Genomic DNA, 22,666 nt, shown 5'->3' on the forward strand with positions numbered 1-22,666 from the left:
GAAGTCATGAGCATCGATCCGCGTGTCGCGCTTCAGTCCCTGACGGCTGCCTTGGAAGAACATCTCGCCGCGGCGTCGGCACGCCGCGGAGCCGGGGATCCGGCGGTTGAGGCAGCGTTTTTTGCCGTTGCTGATGCCTTTGAAGTCTACGACGACTCGCTCTACGAAGCGTATGGTGAAGTGACTCCGCTTGAGGTGATCGAGGACGACAGCGATGAGGACGAGGAAGAAGACGTCGACGACGAGGAAGACCTCGAAATTCTCCAGGACTGAGTCCTGGTCGACATACCGCTAAGGAACCCGCCGAGGCGGGCCGGAACGTCAGGCGGGGCTGGAAACATCCTCGAGCGCCTGGGCGATCTGGGGCGGCAGCGGCGCCAGTGTTGAATCCAGCATTTCCTTGAGCTGCACCGGCGTGCGTGCGCCGACAATCGCCGTGGCGACGCCAGGCTGGGACAACAGCCAGCTCAGCGAGACATCCAGTGCCGTCCGCCCTAATCCCTTCGCCGCCATCGCGACGGCCTCCACCACGCTGGATGCGGCCCCCTCCAGGTACGGCTCCACGTAGCCGGCCAGACGCGAATGGGCGGCCCGCGAATCCGCGGGAATGTGCCCCCGGTATTTTCCGCTCAGCACCCCGCGCCCCAACGGACCCCACGCCATCAGGCCCAGGCCTGCATCCTCAATTGCGGGAATGAGCTCAGCCTCGGGGGAGCGGTGCAGCAGGGAGTATTCCGACTGGTTCGCGACCAGCGGGAATCCCGCGACAGCGGCCGCCTTCGCCGTCTGCCAGCCGTTGAAGTTGGAGACGCCGGCGTAGCGGGCGCGGCCCGAGCGGACGGCGAATTCGAGCGCCGACAGGGTCTCCTCCAGGGGGACGTTGGGGTCCCAGGCATGGGCGAACCAGAGATCGACGTAGTCGGTGCCCAGCCTTGCCAGGCTCGCGTCCAGCCCGGAGAGCATCCCGTTCCGGGAGGTGTCGACGCTGCGCCGGCCGTCGGAGGTCGAGAGGCCGGCTTTCGTGGAGATGACCACTTCGGAGCGCGCCACAACGTCGCCCAGCATTCCGCCGAGCATCGCCTCGGCCTGGCCGTCGCCGTAGGACGCGGCCGTGTCGATCAGGGTCCCGCCGCCGTCCACGAAGGTGCGGAGCAGCGCCGAGGCATCCTGCTCATCGGTTTCCCGCGCCCAGGACATGGTGCCGAGGGATAGGGACGACACGCGCAACCCACTGTTGCCGACATAACGCTGCTGCATGTCAGCAAGCTTACGGGGATCCGCCTTGTTTGATGACGTAGGGTCTATAAACGTGAACTGGTTTGAAGCGGCCTTTCTGGGCCTTGTGCAGGGACTGACAGAATTCCTCCCGATCTCCTCAAGCGCCCATCTGCGGATCGTTGGCTCCTTCCTGCCCAACGCGGCCGACCCCGGGGCGGCATTTACGGCGATCACCCAGCTCGGCACGGAAACCGCGGTGATTGTGTACTTCTGGCGGGACATCGTGCGGATCGTCAAAGCCTGGGCCGGTTCCCTGACGGGCAAAGTCTCCCGGCAGGACCCGGATGCCAGGATGGGCTGGCTGGTGATCCTTGGCAGCCTGCCGATCATCGTCCTGGGTCTGCTGTTCCAGGACCAGATCGAGTCCGTGCTGCGCAGCCTCTGGTTGGTCGCCACCATGCTGATTGTCTTCGGCATGATCCTCGCCGTCGCCGACGCCATCGGGCGCCAGGATCGCGACCTGACCCAGCTGAGCTACAAGCACGGCATCTACTTCGGACTGGCCCAGTCCATGGCCTTGATCCCCGGCGTGTCCCGCTCGGGCGGCACGATCACCGCCGGACTGCTGATGGGCTACACCCGCGAAGCGGCTGCCCGCTATTCCTTCCTGCTGGCGATCCCGGCCGTGTTCGGCAGCGGCCTCTACCAGCTCTACAAAGTGGTGGCGAAGGACGGCGTCACCGGTCCCTACAGCCTCGCGGAAACGGCCCTCGCGACGGCGGTCGCCTTTGTGGTGGGGTACATCATCATCGGCTGGTTCCTGAAGTACGTCTCGACGCACAGCTACCGGCTCTTCGTCTGGTACCGGATTCTGCTGGGCCTGGCCCTGTATCTGCTGCTCGGTTTCAACGTCATCAGCGCCTAGCACTAGGCTTGGGCTGTGAAGTCTTGGATCTCCCGCCCCGTTCCCCAGCTCCCGGGCAGCATGGCTGCCCTCCGCCTCTTCGACACCGCCAAAGGCAGCGTCGTCACCCTCGGGGCAACCGGCGAACAGTCATTGTATGTCTGCGGAATCACCCCGTATGACGCCACCCACATGGGGCACGCGGCGAGCTACGTCGCGTTCGACCTGCTCAACCGCGCCTGGCGGGACGGCCGCCAGCAGGTCGCCTACGTGCAGAACGTCACCGACGTCGACGACCCCCTGCTGGAGCGCGCCACGGCGACCGGTGTGGACTGGCGCGATCTCGCCGCCAGCCAGATCGAGCTCTTCCAGACCGACATGGAAGCGCTCAACGTGCTGGCCCCGGACCACTATGTCGGCGCGGTGGAAGCCATTCCCCTGATTGTGCCCGCCATCGAGCTGCTGGTGCAGCGGGGTTTGGCGTACCGGGTGGCCGGCAGTGCCGGCGAGCCTGACGGGGATGTCTACTACGACGTCGAAGCGGCCGGCAAGCACTCCGCCGAGGCCACGGATGCCTGGACCCTCGGCGCCATCTCCGGACTGTCCGACGCCGAGATGCTGGAGCTCTTCGCCGAGCGCGGCGGCGACCCCGGCCGGTCCGGCAAACGGCAGGCGCTGGACCCGCTGCTCTGGCGGGTTGCGCGTGCGGGCGAACCGAGCTGGCCCGGCGGCGGGCTCGGCGAGGGCCGGCCGGGCTGGCACATCGAATGCACCGTCATCGCCCAAAAGTACCTGCCCGCACCGTTCACCGTGCAGGGCGGCGGCTCGGACCTGATCTTCCCGCACCACGAAATGGGTGCCGGGCACGCCTACTCACTGTCCGGAGCGCCGCTGGCCCACCACTTCGCGCACTCCGGCATGGTGGGACTAGACGGCGAGAAGATGAGCAAGTCCAAGGGAAACCTGGTCCTGGTGTCCAAACTCCGCGCCGAGGGCGAGGAGCCGGCCGCGATCCGGCTCGCCATCCTGGCCCACCATTACCGCAGCGACTGGTCCTGGACTGAGGCCGGCTTCGCCGCGGCCAAGGACCGCCTCCGGACGTGGCGGGACGCCCTCGAAGCCGCCCCCGCAGGCTCCGCCGCCGCGCTGGTGTCCCGGCTGCGGGACGAACTCTCCAACGACCTGAACGCCCCCGGCGCCGTCGCCGCCGTGGATGACTGGGCCCGGACGGCACTTCAGGAGGGCGGTTCCGGCTCACCCTCGGACGCCGCGCTCGTGAGCGACGCCGTTAACGCGCTGCTCGGCGTGGAACTCTGATCGGAACTCTGACAGCCGGACTCCGGGCGGGCGGCGCCGGGCCCTAAGGCTTGTCCTTGCCGCGGCGCTTGAGGTAGCGCTCGAATTCCCGGGCGATCGACTCACCGCTGGCCTCGGGGAGGTCAGCGGTGTCCTTCGCTTCCTCCAGCTGGCGCACATACGCCGCAATTTCGGGATCTTCCGTGGCCAGCTCATCAACGCCGCGCTCCCAGGCATCAGACTCCTCGACCAGGTCCTGGGTGTCGAGCGGAACCTGCAACAGCTCCTCGATGCGGTGCAGCAGCGCGAGCTGGGCCTTGGGGGAGGGGGCCTGCGCAACATAGTGCGGAACAGCAGCCCAGAGCGAGACGGTGGGCAGGCCCGCCAGCAGCGCCACTTCGGCGAGGACCCCGACAATGCCCACCGGACCCTCATATTGGGAGGCCTCGAGGTCCATCCGCTCACGCAGCGCCGGGTCATCCGTGGACGTGCTCACCGGAATCGGCCGGCTGTGCGGCACGTCGGCGAGGAGTGCGCCGACCAGGATCACATAGTCGACATGCAGCGCCTCGGCATGGACCAGCAGCTCGGCGGTGTACGCCCGCCACTTGTAGGACGGTTCCGTGCCCTGGACGAAGATCACGTCCACGTTGGAGCCGGGAACACTTGCCTTGAAAATCCGGGTCGACGGCCACTTGATCTTCCGCTCCCCGGCTGCGGTGCGGCGGATCGTGGGCCGGGTGAACTGGAAGTCGTAGTACTCGTCGGCGTCGACCGAACCGACCTTCTTGCCACCCCAGAGCCTGTTGAGGTACCGCAAGGCGTCGCTGGCAGCCTCCCCGGCATCGTTCCAGCCTTCGAAGGCGGCGAGCATCACCGTGACGCGCCGGCCCTCGGGGACAGGCTGCAGCAGCCGTTCCGGCTCGGGCACGCCGCCCGTTTCCGCGGGGTCTACCTCGAAGCTATTCATCTCTTCACCCTACGTCCAAGGACCCGGCCCCCGCATGGAATGAAGCGCCGGGAATTAGCGGCGCCCGCGCGATATTCGCCCAAGGCGTAGTATCAGTCCGCTCACAGGGCCGCACCGTAGACTGGAAAGCATGCGATCCCCAGCTCCCCAGCCACTGCTCAAAGCCGCGCTCTGGGACATGGATGGCACCATCGTCGACACCGAACCGTACTGGATCGAGGCCGAGCACGCCCTCGTGGCGGCGCACGGCGGACACTGGTCCCATGAGAAGGCCATGCAGCTGGTGGGCCAGTCCCTGGTCTTCTCCGCCGGCATCCTGCAGGACGCCGGCGTAACACTGGAGCGCCGGGAGATCATCGACATCCTGACGGCCCAGGTCATCAGCCAGGTCCGCACCTCCGTGCCCTGGCGGCCGGGCGCCCGTGAACTTCTCGACGAACTCCACTCCGCGGGCATCCGCTGCGCCCTCGTGACCATGTCCGAAGCCCCGCTGGCCCGGGAAATTGTGGCCAGCCTGCCCAAGCCCTACTTCGATTTCCTGGTCACCGGCGACACCGTCACACGGGGCAAGCCGCACCCCGAGGCCTACCTCCGGGCCGTGGAACTGCTGCGGGAACAGGACCCCGAACTCGGCCTGCATCACTGCATAGCGCTGGAGGATTCCGTGCCGGGCGTCGCGTCCGCCGTCGCCTCAGGGGTGCTGACCGTCGCCATCCCGCACATCATGCCCCTGCCGCATGATTCGCGCCACGCCGTGTGGGACACCCTGGCCGGGCGCACCGTCGCCGACCTCGAAGACCTTGTCGCGCTGCGCCACGAGTTCCCGGACGCGACCTTCGGCGCTGCCGCCGGGACCGACACCGCCCCCGACGGTGAGCGGGGACGCGGCACGGCAAAGGTGCCGGTCCATGACTGACACCGACACCCGCAGCGGGCAGGATCCGCAGAAACAGGGCCGCAAAGAGGGCATCCCGCTGGGACGCATCGCCGGCATCCCGGTAATCCTCGCCTACTCGTGGTTCATCATTGCGGCGTTCACGGTGATCGTCTACGGCCCGGTGCTGCAGGCCAACGACCCGGACCTGGGCATCGGCGCCTACGTCGTGGCGTTCGCCTACGCCGTCCTGCTGCTGATCTCGGTCCTTGTACATGAGCTCGCGCACGCGCTGACCGCGAAGATCTACCGCTGGCCCAGCGAAAAAATCGTCCTGAACCTCTGGGGCGGCCACACCCAGTTTGAGAGTTTCACCGCGTCTCCGGGCCGTTCGGTCCTCGTCGCGATGGCCGGTCCCGCGGCCAACCTCGTCCTCGCTGCCGGGGGCTGGCTCCTGCTGACCGCCGGCGGGCTCACCGGCGTTGCCGGCATCCTGGCCAACATCTTTGTCTGGGCCAACCTGCTGATCGGCATCTTCAACGTCCTGCCCGGTCTGCCGCTGGACGGCGGCCGGATCGTCGAATCCGCCGTCTGGAAGCTGACCGGCAGCCAGGAAAAGGGTACCGTGGCTGCCGGCTGGGGAGGCCGGATCATCGTGGTCGCCCTGGTGGCCTGGTTCGTGGCCCTGCCCCTGCTGAGCGGTAGCCGGCCGGACACGTCACTGATGCTCATCACGCTCCTGGTCAGCGGCTTCCTCTGGATGGGTGCCACCGCCTCGATCAGGCAGGCACGGCTGCGGGGCCGGCTTCCGCTGGTCGAAGCCGGAGCCCTGGCCGCTCTTGCGGTCGGCCTCCCCGAGTCGGCCACCGTGGCGGACCTGCTGTCGCTGCCCCGGGACCGCGCCACCGGGGCAGTTCCCGCCGTCGTGCTGTACCGCCCGGACGGGCGCCCGGCCGCCGTGGTCGACGCCGGCGCCGTCGCGGCGGTTCCCCCGGCCGCCGCGGCCTCCACACCCGTCACGGCCGTGGCCTACGCCCTCGGCGCAGGCGCCTACGTGCCTGAGTGGTCCAGGGGACAGGAACTGATCCAGTACCTGTCCCAACTCGACGGCCTGGAGTATGCGGTCGTGGACCGCGACGGGACAGTCACCGGGCTCCTCCGGCAATCCGCCGTGCTGGGCGCGCTCACGGGCAAGGCTGCCGGGGCAGGCAAGCGGATGGACGGCCAAAGCCGGTAGAGTTACCTGCCGGTCGTGTATTTCCGGCCCGGGCTCAAGTCCCCGGGCCTCAGCAGCCGGACCGCCGGCACATCCGCGGCCACCCAGCTTTACAGGAGCGAGGAACATCTTCATGAGCAGCGACACCGCCGCCAGCACCAGCCCCGACGACGCCGCGACAGCCGGCAGCGCGGCAATCCATACTGCCGCGCCGACCGGCACAACACCGGCCGCTGCCCCGGTGGGGGCGGCACGCCGCCGCGGTCCGTTCCGGGAAGGCGAGCGCGTGCAGCTCACCGACGAACGCGGCCGGATGAACACGATCAGCCTCGAAGCAGGCGGCGCGTTCCACACGCACCGCGGTTTCCTCAACCACGATGAGATCATCGGCAAGCCGGACGGCTCCGTCGTGGTCAACAACGTCGGCCAGCAGTACCAGACACTGCGCCCCCTGCTCTCGGACTTCGTCCTCTCGATGCCCCGTGGCGCAGCCGTCGTCTACCCCAAGGACGCCGGCCAGATCGTCACCATGGCCGACATCTTCCCCGGCGCCCGCGTCGTCGAGGCCGGCGTGGGCTCCGGCGCGCTGTCCATCTCGCTGCTCCGCGCGGTGGGGGACAACGGCTACCTGCACTCCTTTGAACGCCGGGAGGAATTCGCGGACATCGCCCGCGGCAACGTCGAGACGATCTTCGGCGGACCACACCCGGCCTGGCAGATCTCCCTCGGGGATTTCCAGGAGGAAGTGGTCCGCACCGAGGAAGCCGGGTCCGTGGACCGCGTGGTCCTGGACATGCTGGCACCGTGGGAATGCCTCGACGCCGTCGCCACCGTCCTGGCCCCGGGCGGCGTGTGGATCAACTATGTCGCCACCGTGACGCAGCTGTCCCGGACGGCGGAGGCCATCCGCGCCGATGGCCGCTTCACCGAACCCGACGCCTGGGAATCCATGGTCCGCGGCTGGCACCTGGAGGGCCTGGCCGTGCGTCCGGACCACCGAATGGTCGCGCACACCGGCTTCCTGCTCGTCACCCGCCGGCTGGCCGACGGCGTGACCGGCATCTCCGTGAAGCGCCGCCCGTCCAAGACCGACTTCAATGAAGAGGACGTCAACGCCTGGACGCCGGGCGCCGTGGGGGAGCGGGCCGTGTCGGACAAGAAGCTCCGCCGGGCCGCCCGGGACGCCATTGCCGGGACCAACGTCAAGGACGATCCGGATATTACGAAGTAGTCCGCATTTCGGAAGTCTTCAGCGGCGTCCGGCTTCTTGGGGCTAATGTCTTAATAGAAGCGCAGGAAGGGGCTGATGCACGATGGTGACTCCGAACACTGATCCGGACCTGACACCGGCAGAGGACGCGGGTGCCGCCGCGGGACGGGCGCAGGCCGCCGACGGCGACCGCTACGCCGCCGGTGACCTGTCCGTGGCCGAGCGGCAGGTCAATATCCTCCGGGACAAGCTCCGGCATATTGACCGCCAGCTCGCTGCCGCGACGCAGAACAACTCCAAACTCGTGGGCATGCTGGAGACCGCGAAAGCGGAAATCCTCCGGCTCAAGAACGCCCTCGACCAGGAGGGCCAGCCGCCGTACAGCTTCGGCACCGTGCTGCAACTGAACCCGCGACGCCATCCCGCGGCCGGCAACGGCGGGCAGGCCGCCACCGAGGAATCGGTGGACATCTTCAACGCCGGACGCAAGATGCGCGTGGGGATCAGCCCGCTGGTCAACATGAACCAGCTCGCCGTCGGCCAGGAGGTCCTCCTGAACGAGGCGCTGATGGTGGTCGCCGGGCTGGGCTACGAACGGGCCGGGGAACTTGTCACGCTGAAGGAATTGCTGGGCGCGGACCGTGCCCTGGTGGTCGGCCGGGCGGACGAGGAACGCGTCATCCGGCTCTCCGGCGCCCTGCTCGCGCAGAAGCTCCGGGTCGGCGACGCCCTGTCGATCGATTCCCGCACCGGGTACGCGCTCGAAAAGATCCCCCGCTCCGAGGTCGAGAACCTCGTCCTCGAGGAAGTCCCGGACATCACCTACCAGGACATCGGCGGCCTGGGACCGCAGATCGAACAGATCCGCGACGCCGTGGAACTGCCGTTCCTGCACCCGGACCTGTACCGCGAACACGGCCTCAAGGCGCCCAAGGGCATCCTGCTCTACGGCCCGCCGGGCTGCGGCAAGACACTGATTGCCAAGGCCGTCGCCAATTCCCTCGCCGCCCGGGCAGCCGAGCGCACCGGCAAAACGGACATGAAGAGCTACTTCCTGAACATCAAGGGCCCCGAGCTGCTGGACAAGTACGTCGGCGAGACCGAACGGCACATCCGGCTGATCTTCGCCCGCGCCCGGGAGAAGGCTTCCGAGGGCAGCCCCGTGGTGGTGTTCTTCGACGAAATGGATTCGCTGTTCCGGACCCGCGGCACCGGCATCTCCTCCGACGTGGAAACGACGATCGTCCCCCAGCTGCTCAGCGAGATTGACGGCGTGGAGCGGCTCGACAATGTGATCGTGATCGGCGCGTCCAACCGCGAGGACATGATCGACCCCGCGATCCTGCGGCCGGGCCGGCTGGACGTCAAGGTCAAGATCCACCGCCCCGATGCGGAGGCCGCGGCGGACATCTTCAACAAGTACATCACCGCAGACCTTCCCTTCCACGAATCCGACCTCGCCGAGCACCAGGGCGACGTCCAGGCCACCGTGGACGCGATGATCCAGCGCACCGTGGAGGCCATGTACTCCACCGACAAGTCCAACGAATACCTCGAGGTCACCTACGCCAACGGTGACACCGAAATGCTCTACTTCAAGGACTTCAACTCCGGCGCCGTCGTCCAGAACGTCGTGGACCGGGCCAAGAAGTACGCCATCAAGGACCTGCTCACTGTGGGCCAGAAGGGGATCCGGATCGACCATCTGCTGCGGGCCGTCGTTGACGAGTTCCGCGAGCACGAGGACATGCCCAACACCACCAATCCGGACGACTGGGCACGGATCTCAGGCAAGAAGGGCGAACGCATCACCTACATCCGCACCATCGTTCAGGGCAAAGCGGGGCAGGAACCCGGGAAGTCCATCGAGACGATGCCGAGCACGGGCCAGTACCTGTGACGTCGGCCGTGCCCGGCAGGCCGGCCGGTGTCTCCGGCGGCCTGCCGGCGGGCGGAGCCATGCGGGTGATGGGCTCGGAGACCGAATACGGCATCCACGCGCCCTCCGCGCCCGGGGCCAACGCCACGATGATGTCCGCCCGCGTGATCCAGGCGTACGCGCAGGTCACCCGGCAGCGCGCCGCCGGCGGCGCCGAGACCCGCTGGGACTACACCGACGAGGAACCGCTGCACGACGCCCGCGGCTGGACCCTGGAGCGCGGCCAGGCTGAACCGGACCAGCTGACCGACCAGCCGCCCATTCTCGACGCCGAGGCTGTCGCCCTGGCCTACGGGCGGCAGGAGCTGGAGGCCGACGGCGAGGACGAATCCGGCACCCTGCTGATGAACATGGTCCTCGGCAACGGTGCACGGTTGTACGTCGACCATGCCCACCCCGAGTATTCCAGCCCGGAAGTGACCAACCCGCGCGCCGCCGTCGCCTGGGATGCAGCCGGGGACCTGGTGGCGCTGGCGGCGGTGCGGCGGCTGGCGGCCGACCCTGAGCTGCCGCCGGTCAATCTGTACAAGAACAACACCGACAACAAGTCCGTCTCCTACGGGTCCCACGAGAATTACCTGATGCCCCGCTCGGTGCCGTTCGGGGACATCGTCCGCGGCCTGACGCCGTTTTTCGTCACCCGCCAGATCATCTGCGGGGCCGGCCGGGTCGGCATGAAGCAGGACGGCTCCCGCCCCGGCTACCAGATCAGCCAGCGGGCGGACTTCTTCGAGACCGAAGTCGGGCTGGAGACCACCATCCGCCGGCCTATCATCAACACCCGCGATGAACCGCATGCGACGGCGGACAAGTACCGGCGGCTGCACGTCATCATCGGCGACGCCAACCTCAGTCAGGCGTCCAACTTCCTCAAGTTCGGCACCACTGCGATGGTGTTGAGCCTGATCGAGGCCGGCCTGGCCCCCAAGCTGGAAATCCATGAGCCGGTCGCCGCGCTGCAGGCTGTCAGCCATGACACCTCACTCTCGGCCACCGTGCGGCTGCTCGACGGGCGGCGGATCACCGCCCTGGACCTGCAGTGGATCTACTACGAAGCGGCTGCGAAGCACGCCCAGGACACCGGCGTGGCTGACGCCGTGGACGGGGACGGCCACACCCACGAGGTGCTGGAACGCTGGTCGGCGACGCTGACCGAACTGGGCAGCAACCGGGCGGCGGCGGCGACCTCGGTGGAATGGCTCGCGAAACTCTCCCTGCTGAACGGCTACCGGGACCGCGACGGGCTGGACTGGGGACACGCACGGCTGGGCCTCGTGGACCTGCAGTGGGCCGATATCCGCCCCGAAAAGGGGCTCTACTACCGGCTGCTGGCACGGGACCGCATGCAGCGGATCGTCGACGACGGCGCAATCCAGCGCGCCGTCACCGAACCGCCGTCGGACACCCGGGCCTTCTTCCGGGGCCGGTGCGTCAGCCGTTTCGGGGCCGACGTTGTCGGTGCCAGCTGGGACTCCGTGATCTTCGATGTTCCCGGCCGCGGCAGGCTGCAGCGCGTCCCCACGCGGGAGCCGCTGCGTGGCACCGAGGCCCTGACCGGCGGCCTGTTCGCGCGGCACCGGGAAGCCGGGCCGTTCCTCGCTGAGCTGCTGGGACTCCCACCCGGTTCCTGAGGAAAAGAGCCCCGCCGGAGCCCCTGGCGTGGCAATATGGCTTACAGGATGTCCCTTGCGAAAAGGGACGGACAGAAGGAGAAAACAATGGCAGGCCAGGAGCAGCAGCAGCCCAAGTCGCGGGACACGGAAGTCGAAGAGGACGTCCCCGCCGCCCCGCCGGCTCCCGCTGAGGGACAGGCGTCAGCCGCCACCCAGGGCGTCGACGACCTGCTCGATGAGATCGACGGTGTGCTGGAGTCCAACGCCGAGGAGTTCGTCCGGGCATTCGTCCAAAAGGGCGGACAGTAGCACCGCCGGACTACGGCCGCCGAAGGGCTGCGCCGGGACAGGGATGAGGTCCGCAAGTCGTTGATTCACTACGTTGAGGGAGTGCACCAGTGCAGGAAACCACCGCCAACCAGGTAACCGCCAACGCCACGTCCTCCTTCACGGAACATCTGCAGCGCCAGCGCCCCGACTTACTGCCCTTCGGCCAATTGCCTTCCGGCCAGGGCCAGCAACTGCCGGCGGGCAGCGCGGCCACCCCCCTGCAGGCGCCGCACGGGACAACGATCGTCGCGCTGACCTATGCCGGCGGCGTGCTGATGGCGGGCGACCGGCGCGCCACCATGGGTAACATCATCGCCAGCCGGCACATCGAGAAAGTGTTCCCGGCGGACCAGTATTCCGTGCTCGGCATCGCCGGAACGGCGGGAATAGCCCTCGACATCACCCGGCTCTTCCAGGTCGAACTCGAACACTACGAGAAGATCGAGGGAACACTGCTGAGTCTCGACGGCAAGGCCAACCGGCTCGGCGCGATGATCCGCAGCAACCTGCCGATGGCGATGCAGGGCCTCGCCGTCGTGCCGCTGTTCGCCGGCTTCGACCGTCCCGCGGGCGTGGGCCGGCTCTTCTCCTACGACGTCACCGGCGGCCGGTACGAGGAGCAGGAGCACCACAGCGTCGGTTCGGGATCGATGTTCGCCCGCGGCGCGCTCAAGAAACTCTGGCGGCCCAACCTCCCGGAACAGGACGCCGTCGCAGTCGCCGTCGAGGCGCTATATGACGCCGCTGACGACGACTCGGCGACCGGCGGCCCGGACCCGGTCCGGCAGCTGTGGCCGGTGGTTTACATCGTCAACCGAAGCGGGGCCGTCCGGGTTCCGGAGCGCGAGCTCGCGGCCATCGCGGGCACCATCATTGAATCCAGGGCCGTGGCCCAGCGGGAGGCCTGAGATGACCCAGCAGTTCTACGTATCGCCTGAACAACTGATGAAGGACCGCGCGGATTTCGCGCGGAAGGGCATTGCGCGCGGGCGCTCCGTGGTGGTTGTCAGCTGCCGGGACGGGATCGCCCTGGTCGCCGAGAACCCCTCTCCGTCGCTGCACAAAATCGGCGAGATCTACGACAAGATCGCGTTTGCGGCCGTAGGGAAATACAACGAATTCGAAAGCCTCCGGCAGGCCGGGGTGCGCTACGCCGACGTGCGCGGCTACTCCTATGACCGGGAGGACGTCACCGCCAGGGGCCTCGCGAGTGTTTACGCGCAAAGCCTGGGGGCGGTTTTTACCGCGGAGCAGAAACCCTTCGAGGTCGAACTGGCCGTGGCCGAGGTGGGTTCCTCCCCGGATGAGGACCACCTTTACCGGCTGACCTTCGACGGGTCGATCGCGGACGAGAACGGCTTCATCGTGATGGGCGGCCAGGCCGACAAGGTATCTGAGGCCGTCGCGGCGGGCTGGCAGGGCGAACTCGACTTCGCCGGCGCCATCAGGCTCGCCCTGGCCGGCCTCGTGGCCGATAAGGAAACCACCACGCTGCCGGCGTCGGCCATCGAAGTGGCAGTGCTGGACCGCGGCTCGGAGAGCAGCCGCGGCACCCGCCGCGCCTTCCGCCGGCTCGACGACGCAGACATCACCGCACTGCTGGCTGAGGAGAACTGAGATGGACAAGCGCATTTTCGGCATTGAGACCGAGTTCGGGATTTCCTACTCAAGCCCGGAGTCCCGCCCGCTGGCCCCGGAAGAGGTGGCCCGCTACCTGTTCCGCAAGGTGGTCAGCTGGGGGAGATCCTCCAACGTGTTCCTGACCAACGGGTCCAGGCTGTATCTCGACGTCGGATCACACCCGGAGTATGCCACCGCCGAATGCGACGACCTCGTCCAGCTGATCGCGCATGACCGGGCCGGGGAACTGATTCTGGACGACCTCGTCGACGAGGCGCAGGAACGGCTCGCGGCGGAGGGCTTCAACGGCACGGTCTACCTGTTCAAGAACAACACGGACTCCGCCGGGAACTCCTACGGCAGCCACGAAAACTACCTCATCCCGCGGCGCGGGGAATTCTCCCGGCTGGCCGAGATCCTGATTCCGTTCCTCGTGACCCGGCAGCTCATCGCAGGCGCCGGCAAGATCCTGAAGACCCCGCACGGCGCGACGTTTGCCTTCTCGCAGCGCGCAGACCACATCTGGGAGGGCGTCTCCTCCGCGACCACCCGGTCCCGACCGATCATCAACACCCGTGATGAGCCGCACGCCGACGCCGAGTTCTACCGCCGGCTGCACGTTATCGTGGGCGACTCCAACATGTCCGAGACCACGGCGCTGCTCAAGGTCGGCACCGTTGACCTGATCCTGCGGATGATCGAAGCCGGGGTGATCATGCGGGACATGCGGATGGAGAACCCGATCCGCAGCATCCGGGAAATCTCCCATGACCTCAGCGGCCGCGCGCTCGTCCGGCTCGCCAACGGCCGCCAGCTCACGGCCCTGGAAATCCAGCGCGAATACCTGGGCAAGGTCACGGCGTTCGTCGCGGAGCAGGGCGCCCACAATGCCCACGTCCCGCTGATCCTGGACCTGTGGGAACGCACCCTCGATGCGATCGAAAGCGGCGACACCAGCAAGATCGACACCGAAGTGGACTGGGCGATCAAGAAGAAGCTGATGGACAACTACCGCGCACGGCACAACCTCGGCCTCGACGCGCCCCGGATCGCCCAGCTGGACCTGACGTACCACGACATATCGCGCACCCGCGGGCTCTACTACCTGCTCCAGTCCCGCGGCGCGGTGCGCCGCGTGGTCGATGACACCGCCATCAAGGACGCGGTGGACGCCCCGCCGCAGACTACCCGGGCCAAGCTCCGCGGCGACTTCGTCCGGCGGGCACAGGAACTGGGCCGCGACTACACCGTGGACTGGGTGCATCTGAAGCTCAACGACCGCGCCCACCAGACCCTGTTGTGCAAGGACCCGTTCCGCAGCGTGGATGAGCGGGTGGATGCCCTGCTGAACTCTATGGGCTGATACCCAGCTTTCCGCGTTATTCTGGTGGGGTGCCGTTCGCGGCCACCGCTTGCTTTGCCGCTGGCACCTGCCCGGCGAGGCGTCCATCCTGCCCCGACGAAAGTTCTTAAGTGCGCCGACTACTAGCAATTCTTCTTCCCGGACTGCTGCTGCTGACTGCCTGCGGCGGCGGCGAACCAGCAGCACCGGAGCCCACCAGCCAGTCCGCCGGCGACACCGCCAAGCTGGACTCCCTCAAGCTGACGGAGAATGGCGACAAGAAAGCACCCGGTGTTGAATTCACCAAGCCCCTCGAGGTCAAGGAACCCACCGTCAAGCTGCTCACGGAAGGCAGCGGCGACCGGGTCAAGGCGAACCAGATCGCGTCGATCTCGATCATTGCCCTCAGCGGCCAGGACGGCTCCACCCTCGAGGACACTTTCCCGAAGGACCCGGAGGAGCTCGAACTGAACGAGGAGCTCAAGACCGGCAGCCCGGTCATCTACAACGCATTCGTGGGCGCGAAGGTCGGCTCCCACGTGGCGCTGGCCGTTCCCGGCGCCGCAGCCGCTGAAGGCACGGAAGCGCAGCCCACCCAGCTTCTCGTCGTCAAGGTGCTCTCCGCCAAGGACGCACCCAAGGTCCTGGACAAGCCCGAGGGCGAGTCCGTCACGCCGTCTGCGGGCCTGCCGACCGTCAAGGAAAATGACAAGGGCATCCCGGAGATCACCGTCGCAGGCGTGGCCGCCCCGACCGCCCTGGTGTCCCAGGACCTCATCAAGGGCACCGGCCCCGAGGTCAAGGAAACCGACACGCTCACCGTGAACTACGTCGGCGTGACCCTGGCCGAAGGCAAGGTCTTCGACTCCAGCTTCGACCGCGGCGAGAAGGCGACCTTCCCGCTTACCGGTGTGATCAAGGGCTGGACCCAGGGCCTGGCCGGCAAGACGGTCGGCTCGCGTGTCCTCCTCGTCATCCCCAAGGACCTTGCCTACGGTGACGAAGGCCAGGGCGACGCCAAGGGCGACCTCGTCTTCGTCGTCGACATCCTCGGCACCAAGTAACCACCGCACCAACCCCAAGCCACACCAGAAGGAGCAACCATGTCATTTGGACAGCGCAACATTGACCGTCAGAAGCCGGAAATTGACTTCCCCCAGGGCGACGTTCCCACCGAACTCGTCATCACCGACCTGATCGAGGGCGACGGCGCCGAGGCCAAGGCCGGCGACACCGTCTCCACCCACTACGTGGGTGTGGCCTGGTCCACCGGCGAAGAATTTGACGCCTCCTGGGGCCGCGGCGCACCGCTCGACTTCCGCGTCGGCGTCGGCCAGGTCATCCAGGGCTGGGACCAGGGCCTGCTGGGCATGAAGGTCGGCGGCCGCCGCCGGCTGGAGATCCCCGCCGAACTGGCCTACGGCTCCCGCGGCGCCGGCGGGGCGATCGGCCCCAACGAGGCCCTGATTTTCGTCGTCGACCTCGTCGGCGTCCGCTAAGCACCCGGCGGACACCGGCGGCCGCCCCACCGGGCGGCGTCCTGACTGCAAAAGCGCGGTAACAATCGGAAAAGTTCTTCCGGCTGTTGCCGCGCTTTTGGCAGTTTCGGGCAAGGACTTTAGTACCCTTGCGGGGTGTCCGCCTCACGTACAGAACGCCTCCTGAACCTGCTTATCGCCCTGCTCAACACCACCTACGGGCTGCGCCGCAGTGAACTGCGCGAGAAGGTCTACCACGACACCACCAGCAGCGACGTCGCCTTCGGCCGGAAATTCGAACGCGACAAGGGCGAGCTGCGGCACTTCGGCTTCGACGTCGAAACCGTCACCGACAAAGGCTGGGGTTCGGACGATCCGGCGACCACCCGCTACCGGATCGGCAAGGATTCCAACCGGCTGCCGGACGTTAGCCTCACCGCGGCGGAGTGCACCGTGCTCATCCTCGCCGCCCAACTCTGGGAACAGGCCGCCCTCGGCTCCGCGGCCGTCAACGCGGTCCGCAAGCTGCAGGCCTCCGGCGGCCTGGTCGACGCCGAACTCCCCGCCGGGGTCCAGCCACGGATCCGCCCCGCCGGGCAGGCGTTCGAGGACCTCGTCGCCGCCATGCACGCCCAGCATCCCGTCAGCTTCCGGTATCTCGCCGGCAGCACGGGCAAGGAGGAAGAGCGGTTCGTGGAACCCTGGGGCCTCGGCAGCCGCTTTGGCCAGTGGTACCTCGTAGCCCGGGACAGGACCCGCGGGGAAAAGCGCTTCTTCCGCCTCTCCCGCCTCACGTCCGCCGTGACCGTGCTGGAACAGGAACGCTTCACCCCGCCGGCCGACTTCAACGTCCGCGCCGAACTGGCCGGGCTGGCGGAACTCCCGGTCCGGACCGCCGTCCTCGACGTCCAGGCCGGCAGGCTGCACGGCCTCCGCCAGCGGGCGTTCCCGGACGCCGTCGTGCCGGCCGCAGCCGGGTCGGATGCTGCCGCACCTGCCCCCGGCCGGGACCGGCTCAGCGTGCCGTACCGGGACGCCGAGACCCTCGCCGAGGAACTCGCCTCGTATGGGCCCCGGGTCCTCGTGGTGTCCCCGGCGGAGCTTGCAGCGTCCGTGCGGCGCCGCCTGGCCGCCGCGGCTGAGTTCGCCGTGTCGCCCCTCCCGCCGATCTCCTTCCCGGCACTCTCCGCCCCGGCACCCCGGCGCGGCCGCAAACGCACCTCCGAGGACCAGCTGACCCGAATGCTTCAGCTTGTGCCGTTCCTGGTTCACAACCAGGGCCTCCACATCAGCGATGTGGCGGCGAATTTCGGGATCACCCGCCAGGAACTGGAAGCGGACCTGCGGATCCTGATCTGCTCCGGCCTGCCCGAGGGCTATCCGGACGAGCTGCTGGACATCCAGTGGGACGACGACCACGTCACCATCAGCGAGGACCTCGACCTGAAACGCCCCGTCCGCTTCACCGTTGAAGAGGCCTGCGCCCTGCTGACCGGTCTGGAAACACTCAACGGCCTGCCCGAACTGGCCGAAGGCAGCGCGCTGGAATCCGTGACGCTCAAGCTCATGGCGGCGGCAGGGGCGGAGGGGCTTAAGGCGGCCGCGCTGTCCGGCCCCGAAGTGGCGCCCGGCAACTCCGCCGCCCTCGAGACCGCGCGCGAAGCCATCCGGACCGGCACCCAGCTGCGGCTGCGCTATTTCTCGCCCCTCCGGGACACCGTCTCCGAACGTGACATTGATCCGCTGCGGCTCTATTCGCTGGACAACACGTGGTACCTCGAGGCCTACTGCCATTCTGCGCAGGGCCTGCGCAACTTCCGGCTGGACCGGATCGAAACCCTGGAAACCACCGGCCGGCCGGTCTCGGAGACAGCTGCCCCGGGCGGCAGTTTCCCGGTCAAACTTTTCACCCCCAACGACGACGACACCGTGGTCCTCGTTGAACTGACCCGCCGCGGCACCGGACTTGCCGATGAGTACTACGCGGAGCGGACGGCGGAACTGCCCGGAGGCGGCCTGTTGGCCGAAATCCGATTCGGCAGCACCGACTGGCTGCCGATGTTCGTGGCACAGCACGGCGGGACGGCCCGGATCCTGCAGCCACCCGAGCTCGCCGACGCTTCCCGCGAATGGCTAGCCGCCGCCCTGGCCCAATATGGGGACTAGCCAGTGCGGCGGCTAGACTACTCAGCATGCCTTGGTGGTCCTGGATCGTGATCTGGATAGCGCTCGTCGCGCTGTCGCTGTTGTTCTTTGTTGTGCTCGGCATCCGGTTGTTCCGGAAGTTCACGGCCACGTTCAAGGACCTCGGGGAAGCGGGGGAGCGGTTCTCCGCCTTCCCGTCCGTGGCCCCCGCGTCCGCAGACACCGACGGGACAGGGTACGGCAGCGGAGCGTCGCCGGAACCCGGATCCGCCGTATTTGCCTCACCCGTGGCGATGGGGCATGACTACCGCGCCGCCAAGGCGGCCCGCAAGGAAGTCCGCCGCCAGCGGCGCGTCCAGCGCAGGCTGGACCGCGGCCAGCCCCAGCGGCTGCACGACATCGAATTCAGTTAGACATAAGATGTATTCAAACGAAAGGACCTCCCTGTCATGAGGCTTGAAGGCTGGCATCTCATCATCATCATCGTTCTGGCGCTGGTGCTTTTCGCTGCACCGAAGCTGCCCGGCATGGCCCGGAGCCTCGGCCAGTCGATGCGCATCTTCAAGTCCGAAGTCCGTGAGATGAAGAAGGACGGCTCCACGGACGCAGCGGACGGCTCCGAGCCGGTCGAGGGCCGGGTCGTGAACCACCCGAAGTCCAACGGCACGGAAGCCCGCGCCGGAGACGGAACCGACGTTCCGCCGCCGAACCGCGCCTAACACCGCGTGGCAGTAACGATGGGCCGCCGGTCAAACCCCGAGGGGAGGATGGCGCTCCTCGACCACCTGAAAGAACTGCGGAACCGCCTCTTCAAGTCCGCGATCGCCGTCGTCCTGGGCACCGTCGTCGGATTCCTCGTCTACCAGCCCATGCTCGCGGCGCTGATCAAACCCATCAGCGACCTCAATGAACATGAGGGCCGGCAGGCGACGCTGAACTTTGATGGCGTGGCAAGCTCCTTTGACCTGATGATTCAGGTCTCGGTTTTCCTGGGCCTGATCGTCGCCAGCCCGGTGTGGCTGTACCAGCTGTGGGCCTTCATCGTCCCCGGCCTGCACAAGAAGGAACGCCGGCTCGCACTGTCCTTCGTCGCGGCCGCCGTTCCGCTGTTTGTGGGCGGCGTCCTGCTGGCGTGGCTGGTGCTTCCGAACGCGGTCCGCGTGCTGACCGATTTCACCCCCAGCGGCGGCTCCAACTTCATCAGCGCCCAGGTCTACCTCTCGTTCGTGCTGCGGCTGCTGCTGGCCTTCGGGATCGCCTTCCTGCTGCCCGTGGTCCTGGTCGGGCTGAACCTGGCGGGAGTCATCAAGGGCAAACAGCTCGTGAAGAGCTGGCGCATCACCGTCTTCCTGGTCTGCCTCTTCGCCGCCATGGCCGCGCCCGGCGCGGACGCGATGAGCATGTTCTACCTCGCCGGCCCCATGCTGCTCCTCTTCTTTGCCGCCATCGGAATCTGTTTGCTCAACGACCGCCGGCGCGAACGGCGCGCGGTCAAGCGGGCCGCCGAGACCGAGGCAACCGCAGGCCAGGCGACTCCCAGCTCCGAGCTGGAGAATCTCTAGCCTGTGGCGCACTAGGCTGGAAGCATGTCCTCACTACCCGGGCCGGTATCGCCGTCCGAACGCTACCGAGCCAGTGCCGAGCGGGCCGCAGAAGCCAAGACCTATCTGGGTGGTTTCATCCGTTCGCTCGCCTTCGAACTTGATGATTTCCAGCGTGAGGCGTGCCTGTCCCTGCAGGCGGGCCGGGGTGTCCTGGTGGCCGCGCCGACCGGCGCCGGCAAGACGATCGTGGGCGAGTTCGCCATCTACCTGGCGCTCCAGCGCGGGCTCAAGGCCTTCTACACCACCCCGATCAAAGCCCTGAGCAACCAGAAGTACTCGGAACTGGCGGACAAGTACGGTGCCGACCGGGTCGGGCTGCTCACCGGCGACACCAGCATCAACGGCGACGCGCCCGTCGTCGTGATGACCACCGAGGTGCTCCGCAACATGCTTTACGCGGACTCCAGCACCCTGGCCGATCTCGGCTACGTCGTGATGGACGAGGTCCATTACCTGGCGGACCGGTTCCGCGGCGCCGTCTGGGAGGAAGTCATTATCCACCTGCCGAGCGAAGTCCAGGTGGCCTCGCTCAGCGCGACCGTGTCCAACGCCGAGGAATTCGGCGCCTGGCTGGATACTGTGCGCGGCCAGACCGACGTGATCGTTTCCGAGCACCGGCCGGTCCCGCTCTGGCAGCACGTGATGGTGGGCCGGAAGATCGTGGACCTCTTTGCCGGCGACACCAGTTTCGATGAGATCGCCCCGGCCGGCGAGACCGCCGTGGCTGCGGTCGCCGTGACCGCCGAAACCGCGGACCTGAGTGCCCGCCCGGGCTTCGAAGTGAACCCCGAACTGCTCTCGATGGCGCGCGCCGAGAGCCAGATGAACTTCCGCGGCCGCTTCGGCCACGCGGGCCGGAACCAGCGCAACCAGCGCAACCAGCGCCAGCGCGACGACGCCCCGGAGGGCGGCCCGCGCAGCCCGGTCCGGAAGGCCAGCCGTCCGCAGGTCATCGCCAGCCTGGACCGGCAGGACCTGCTGCCGGCCATCACCTTCATTTTCTCCCGGGCAGGCTGCGACGCCGCCGTCGCGCAGTGCGTCGCCGCCGGGCTGTGGCTGACCACCGAGCAGGAACAGCTCATCATCGCGCGGCGCGTCGATGAGGCGGCGCAGGACATCCCGGCCGACGACCTGGACGTCCTGGGCTTCTGGAGCTGGCGCGACGGGCTGCTCCGCGGACTGGCCGCCCACCACGCCGGCATGTTGCCCACGTTCAAGGAGGTCGTGGAGAAGCTCTTCGTCGACGGTCTGGTCAAGGCCGTGTTCGCGACCGAAACGCTCGCGCTCGGCGTCAACATGCCGGCACGTTCCGTCGTGCTGGAGAAACTCGACAAATTCAACGGTGAGGCGCACGTCAACATCACCGCGGGGGAGTACACCCAGCTGACCGGCCGCGCCGGCCGCCGCGGTATCGACGTCGAGGGCCACGCCGTGGTCCTGTGGCAGCCCGGCACGGATCCGGCGTCCGTCGCCGGCCTCGCTTCGCGCCGCACGTACCCGCTGAATTCCAGCTTCCGACCCACGTACAACATGTCCATCAACCTGCTCGCCCAGTTCGGCCGGGCCCGGGCCCGGGAGATCCTCGAGTCCTCCTTCGCCCAGTTCCAGGCCGACCGTTCGGTCGTCGGGCTCGCCAAGCAGGTGCGCGGCCGCGAGGAATCCCTCGCAGGGTTCAGCAAGGCGATGAGCTGCCACCTCGGCGACTTCACCGAATACTCCCGGATCCGCCGGGCGCTCTCCGACGCGGAAAGGAACGCCTCCCAGACCAGCTCCCGGGCCAGGAAATCCGTGACCGAGGATTCACTGAGCCGCTTGCTCCCCGGGGACGTGGTGGATGTGCCCACCGGCCGGTCACCCGGTCTCGCCGTCGTCCTCAGCTCCGACCACCAGTCCCGCGAACCGCGGCCCGCGGTAATGACCCTGGACAACCAGCTGCGCCGGATCGGCACCCAGGACGTGGAAGGACCGCTCGCCCCGATCACCAGGGTCCGGATCCCGAAATCCTTCAACGCGAAGGTGCCCAAATCGCGGCGGGACCTGGCGTCCTCGGTCCGCAACGCGCTCCGGGAGAACCGTCCCCCCGCGCCGCCGAGCCGGAACGACGACTTCGGCCGGGCCGCCGCCCTGCCGAACCAGGAGAAGAAGATCGCGGAGCTGCGCCGGGAACTCCGTGCCCACCCGTGCCACGGCTGCAGCGAACGCGAGGACCACGCCCGCTGGTCCGAGCGCTACTGGAAGCTCCGCCAGGAGACAGACGGCCTGGTGCGGCAGATCCAGGGCCGCACCAACACCATCGCCAAGACCTTCGACCGGGTGTGCGGCGTCCTGTCCAGCTACGGCTACCTGGAAACCTCCGACGCCGGGGTGCTCACCATCAGCCCCGACGGGCAGCGGCTGCGCCGGATCTACGGCGAAAAGGACCTGCTGATTTCCCAGTCCCTGCGCCTCGGCGCCTTCAGCGACCTTGACGCCGCCGAGATCGCCGCCCTCGCCAGCGTCCTGGTCTACCAGGCCAAACGTGAGGACCGCGGACTCCGGCCCAAGATGCCGAGTGTGTCACTCGAATCCGCCGTGGACACCGTGGTGCATGAATGGTCCGCCCTGGAGGACACCGAGGAAGCGAACAAGCTCCCGCTGACCGGTGAACCCGAGCTCGGCCTGGTCTGGCCGATTTTCAAGTGGGCCAAGGGCCGGCACCTGCAGGACGTCCTCAGCGGCACGGACCTGGCCGCCGGCGACTTCGTCCGCTGGGTGAAACAGGTTATCGACCTGCTGGACCAGCTGGCAAAAATCCCGTCCCTGGACCCGCGCACCGCGCGGCTGTGCAGCGAAGCAATCAAACTCATCAAGCGCGGCGTCGTCGCGTATTCCTCCGTGGCCTGACCGCCGCGGCCGGCGTCCCGCCGG

21 protein-coding genes are annotated in these 22,666 nt (G+C 67.7%); 19 read left to right on the top strand and 2 right to left on the bottom strand.

Annotation, left to right across the window (positions count from 1 at the left end):
• Positions 1 to 6 precede the first annotated feature (6 nt).
• Positions 7 to 273 (top strand): hypothetical protein, encoded by a 267-nt coding sequence (locus J2X01_RS00350; protein WP_310049409.1) that lies wholly within the window; start codon positions 7 to 9, stop codon positions 271 to 273.
• A 48-nt stretch (positions 274 to 321) separates the two neighbouring features.
• Here J2X01_RS00350 and J2X01_RS00355 read toward each other — a convergent pair whose 3' ends face one another.
• Positions 322 to 1,257, bottom strand: coding sequence for an aldo/keto reductase (locus tag J2X01_RS00355; RefSeq protein WP_310049411.1), 936 nt, complete (start codon positions 1,255 to 1,257; stop codon positions 322 to 324).
• Between the two features lie 52 nt (positions 1,258 to 1,309).
• Between J2X01_RS00355 and J2X01_RS00360 the strand changes: the two genes are divergently transcribed.
• Positions 1,310 to 2,143, top strand: coding sequence for an undecaprenyl-diphosphate phosphatase (locus J2X01_RS00360; protein ID WP_310049413.1), 834 nt, complete (start codon positions 1,310 to 1,312; stop codon positions 2,141 to 2,143).
• A gap of 15 nt (positions 2,144 to 2,158) precedes the next feature.
• Positions 2,159 to 3,439, top strand: a complete 1,281-nt coding sequence (gene mshC / locus J2X01_RS00365; protein WP_310049414.1) for a cysteine--1-D-myo-inosityl 2-amino-2-deoxy-alpha-D-glucopyranoside ligase — start codon at positions 2,159 to 2,161, stop codon at positions 3,437 to 3,439.
• Positions 3,440 to 3,482: 43 nt separating this feature from the next.
• Here the strand turns inward: mshC and J2X01_RS00370 are convergent, their stop codons facing one another.
• Entirely contained in the window at positions 3,483 to 4,388 is a 906-nt protein-coding gene (locus J2X01_RS00370) for a PAC2 family protein (protein WP_310049416.1), read from the bottom strand.
• Between the two features lie 130 nt (positions 4,389 to 4,518).
• Here J2X01_RS00370 and J2X01_RS00375 point away from each other — a divergent pair, with 130 nt between their 5' ends.
• The 16 genes from J2X01_RS00375 (at position 4,519) to J2X01_RS00450 (ending at position 22,642) form a co-directional block, all read left to right on the top strand.
• Positions 4,519 to 5,304, top strand: a complete 786-nt coding sequence (locus tag J2X01_RS00375; RefSeq protein ID WP_310049418.1) for an HAD family hydrolase — start codon at positions 4,519 to 4,521, stop codon at positions 5,302 to 5,304.
• Positions 5,297 to 6,499: a site-2 protease family protein gene (locus tag J2X01_RS00380; RefSeq protein ID WP_310049420.1), complete on the top strand. Its 1,203-nt coding sequence runs from the start codon at positions 5,297 to 5,299 to the stop codon at positions 6,497 to 6,499. Before J2X01_RS00375 ends, J2X01_RS00380 begins: the two co-directional genes overlap by 8 nt.
• A gap of 112 nt (positions 6,500 to 6,611) precedes the next feature.
• Positions 6,612 to 7,709 (top strand): tRNA (adenine-N1)-methyltransferase, encoded by a 1,098-nt coding sequence (locus J2X01_RS00385; protein WP_310049422.1) that lies wholly within the window; start codon positions 6,612 to 6,614, stop codon positions 7,707 to 7,709.
• 82 nt (positions 7,710 to 7,791) lie between these two features.
• The gene (arc, locus tag J2X01_RS00390) at positions 7,792 to 9,588 is read left to right on the top strand and encodes a proteasome ATPase (RefSeq protein WP_310049426.1); all 1,797 of its coding nucleotides are present in this window, start codon (positions 7,792 to 7,794) and stop codon (positions 9,586 to 9,588) included.
• A 59-nt stretch (positions 9,589 to 9,647) separates the two neighbouring features.
• Positions 9,648 to 11,258, top strand: a complete 1,611-nt coding sequence (gene dop / locus J2X01_RS00395) for a depupylase/deamidase Dop (protein ID WP_310050171.1) — start codon at positions 9,648 to 9,650, stop codon at positions 11,256 to 11,258.
• A gap of 87 nt (positions 11,259 to 11,345) precedes the next feature.
• Positions 11,346 to 11,549, top strand: coding sequence for a ubiquitin-like protein Pup (locus J2X01_RS00400; RefSeq protein WP_310049428.1), 204 nt, complete (start codon positions 11,346 to 11,348; stop codon positions 11,547 to 11,549).
• 89 nt (positions 11,550 to 11,638) lie between these two features.
• A complete protein-coding gene (gene prcB / locus J2X01_RS00405; protein ID WP_310049430.1) occupies positions 11,639 to 12,478 on the top strand; it encodes a proteasome subunit beta in 840 nt (279 codons plus the stop codon).
• A gap of 1 nt (position 12,479) precedes the next feature.
• A complete protein-coding gene (prcA, locus tag J2X01_RS00410; RefSeq protein ID WP_310049432.1) occupies positions 12,480 to 13,187 on the top strand; it encodes a proteasome subunit alpha in 708 nt (235 codons plus the stop codon).
• 1 nt (position 13,188) lies between these two features.
• A complete protein-coding gene (gene pafA, locus J2X01_RS00415) occupies positions 13,189 to 14,553 on the top strand; it encodes a Pup--protein ligase (protein WP_310049434.1) in 1,365 nt (454 codons plus the stop codon).
• Positions 14,554 to 14,663: 110 nt separating this feature from the next.
• Positions 14,664 to 15,596: an FKBP-type peptidyl-prolyl cis-trans isomerase gene (locus tag J2X01_RS00420; RefSeq protein WP_310049437.1), complete on the top strand. Its 933-nt coding sequence runs from the start codon at positions 14,664 to 14,666 to the stop codon at positions 15,594 to 15,596.
• 39 nt (positions 15,597 to 15,635) lie between these two features.
• The gene (locus J2X01_RS00425) at positions 15,636 to 16,031 is read left to right on the top strand and encodes an FKBP-type peptidyl-prolyl cis-trans isomerase (protein WP_310049439.1); all 396 of its coding nucleotides are present in this window, start codon (positions 15,636 to 15,638) and stop codon (positions 16,029 to 16,031) included.
• Between the two features lie 135 nt (positions 16,032 to 16,166).
• Positions 16,167 to 18,176, top strand: a complete 2,010-nt coding sequence (locus J2X01_RS00430; RefSeq protein WP_310049443.1) for a helix-turn-helix transcriptional regulator — start codon at positions 16,167 to 16,169, stop codon at positions 18,174 to 18,176.
• Between the two features lie 26 nt (positions 18,177 to 18,202).
• Positions 18,203 to 18,568 carry an Asp23/Gls24 family envelope stress response protein gene (locus J2X01_RS00435; protein ID WP_310049444.1) on the top strand — a complete coding sequence of 122 codons (366 nt, stop codon included), beginning with the start codon at positions 18,203 to 18,205 and terminating at the stop codon, positions 18,566 to 18,568.
• Positions 18,569 to 18,604: 36 nt separating this feature from the next.
• The gene (tatA, locus tag J2X01_RS00440) at positions 18,605 to 18,874 is read left to right on the top strand and encodes a Sec-independent protein translocase subunit TatA (protein ID WP_310049447.1); all 270 of its coding nucleotides are present in this window, start codon (positions 18,605 to 18,607) and stop codon (positions 18,872 to 18,874) included.
• Between the two features lie 48 nt (positions 18,875 to 18,922).
• On the top strand, positions 18,923 to 19,717 hold the full coding sequence (tatC, locus tag J2X01_RS00445) for a twin-arginine translocase subunit TatC (RefSeq protein WP_310049449.1): 795 nt from the start codon (positions 18,923 to 18,925) through the stop codon (positions 19,715 to 19,717).
• A 24-nt stretch (positions 19,718 to 19,741) separates the two neighbouring features.
• Positions 19,742 to 22,642 carry a DEAD/DEAH box helicase gene (locus J2X01_RS00450; protein ID WP_310049452.1) on the top strand — a complete coding sequence of 967 codons (2,901 nt, stop codon included), beginning with the start codon at positions 19,742 to 19,744 and terminating at the stop codon, positions 22,640 to 22,642.
• Positions 22,643 to 22,666 lie beyond the last annotated feature (24 nt).

Source organism: Arthrobacter ginsengisoli, assembly GCF_031456935.1.
Classification (GTDB): domain Bacteria; phylum Actinomycetota; class Actinomycetes; order Actinomycetales; family Micrococcaceae; genus Arthrobacter; species Arthrobacter ginsengisoli.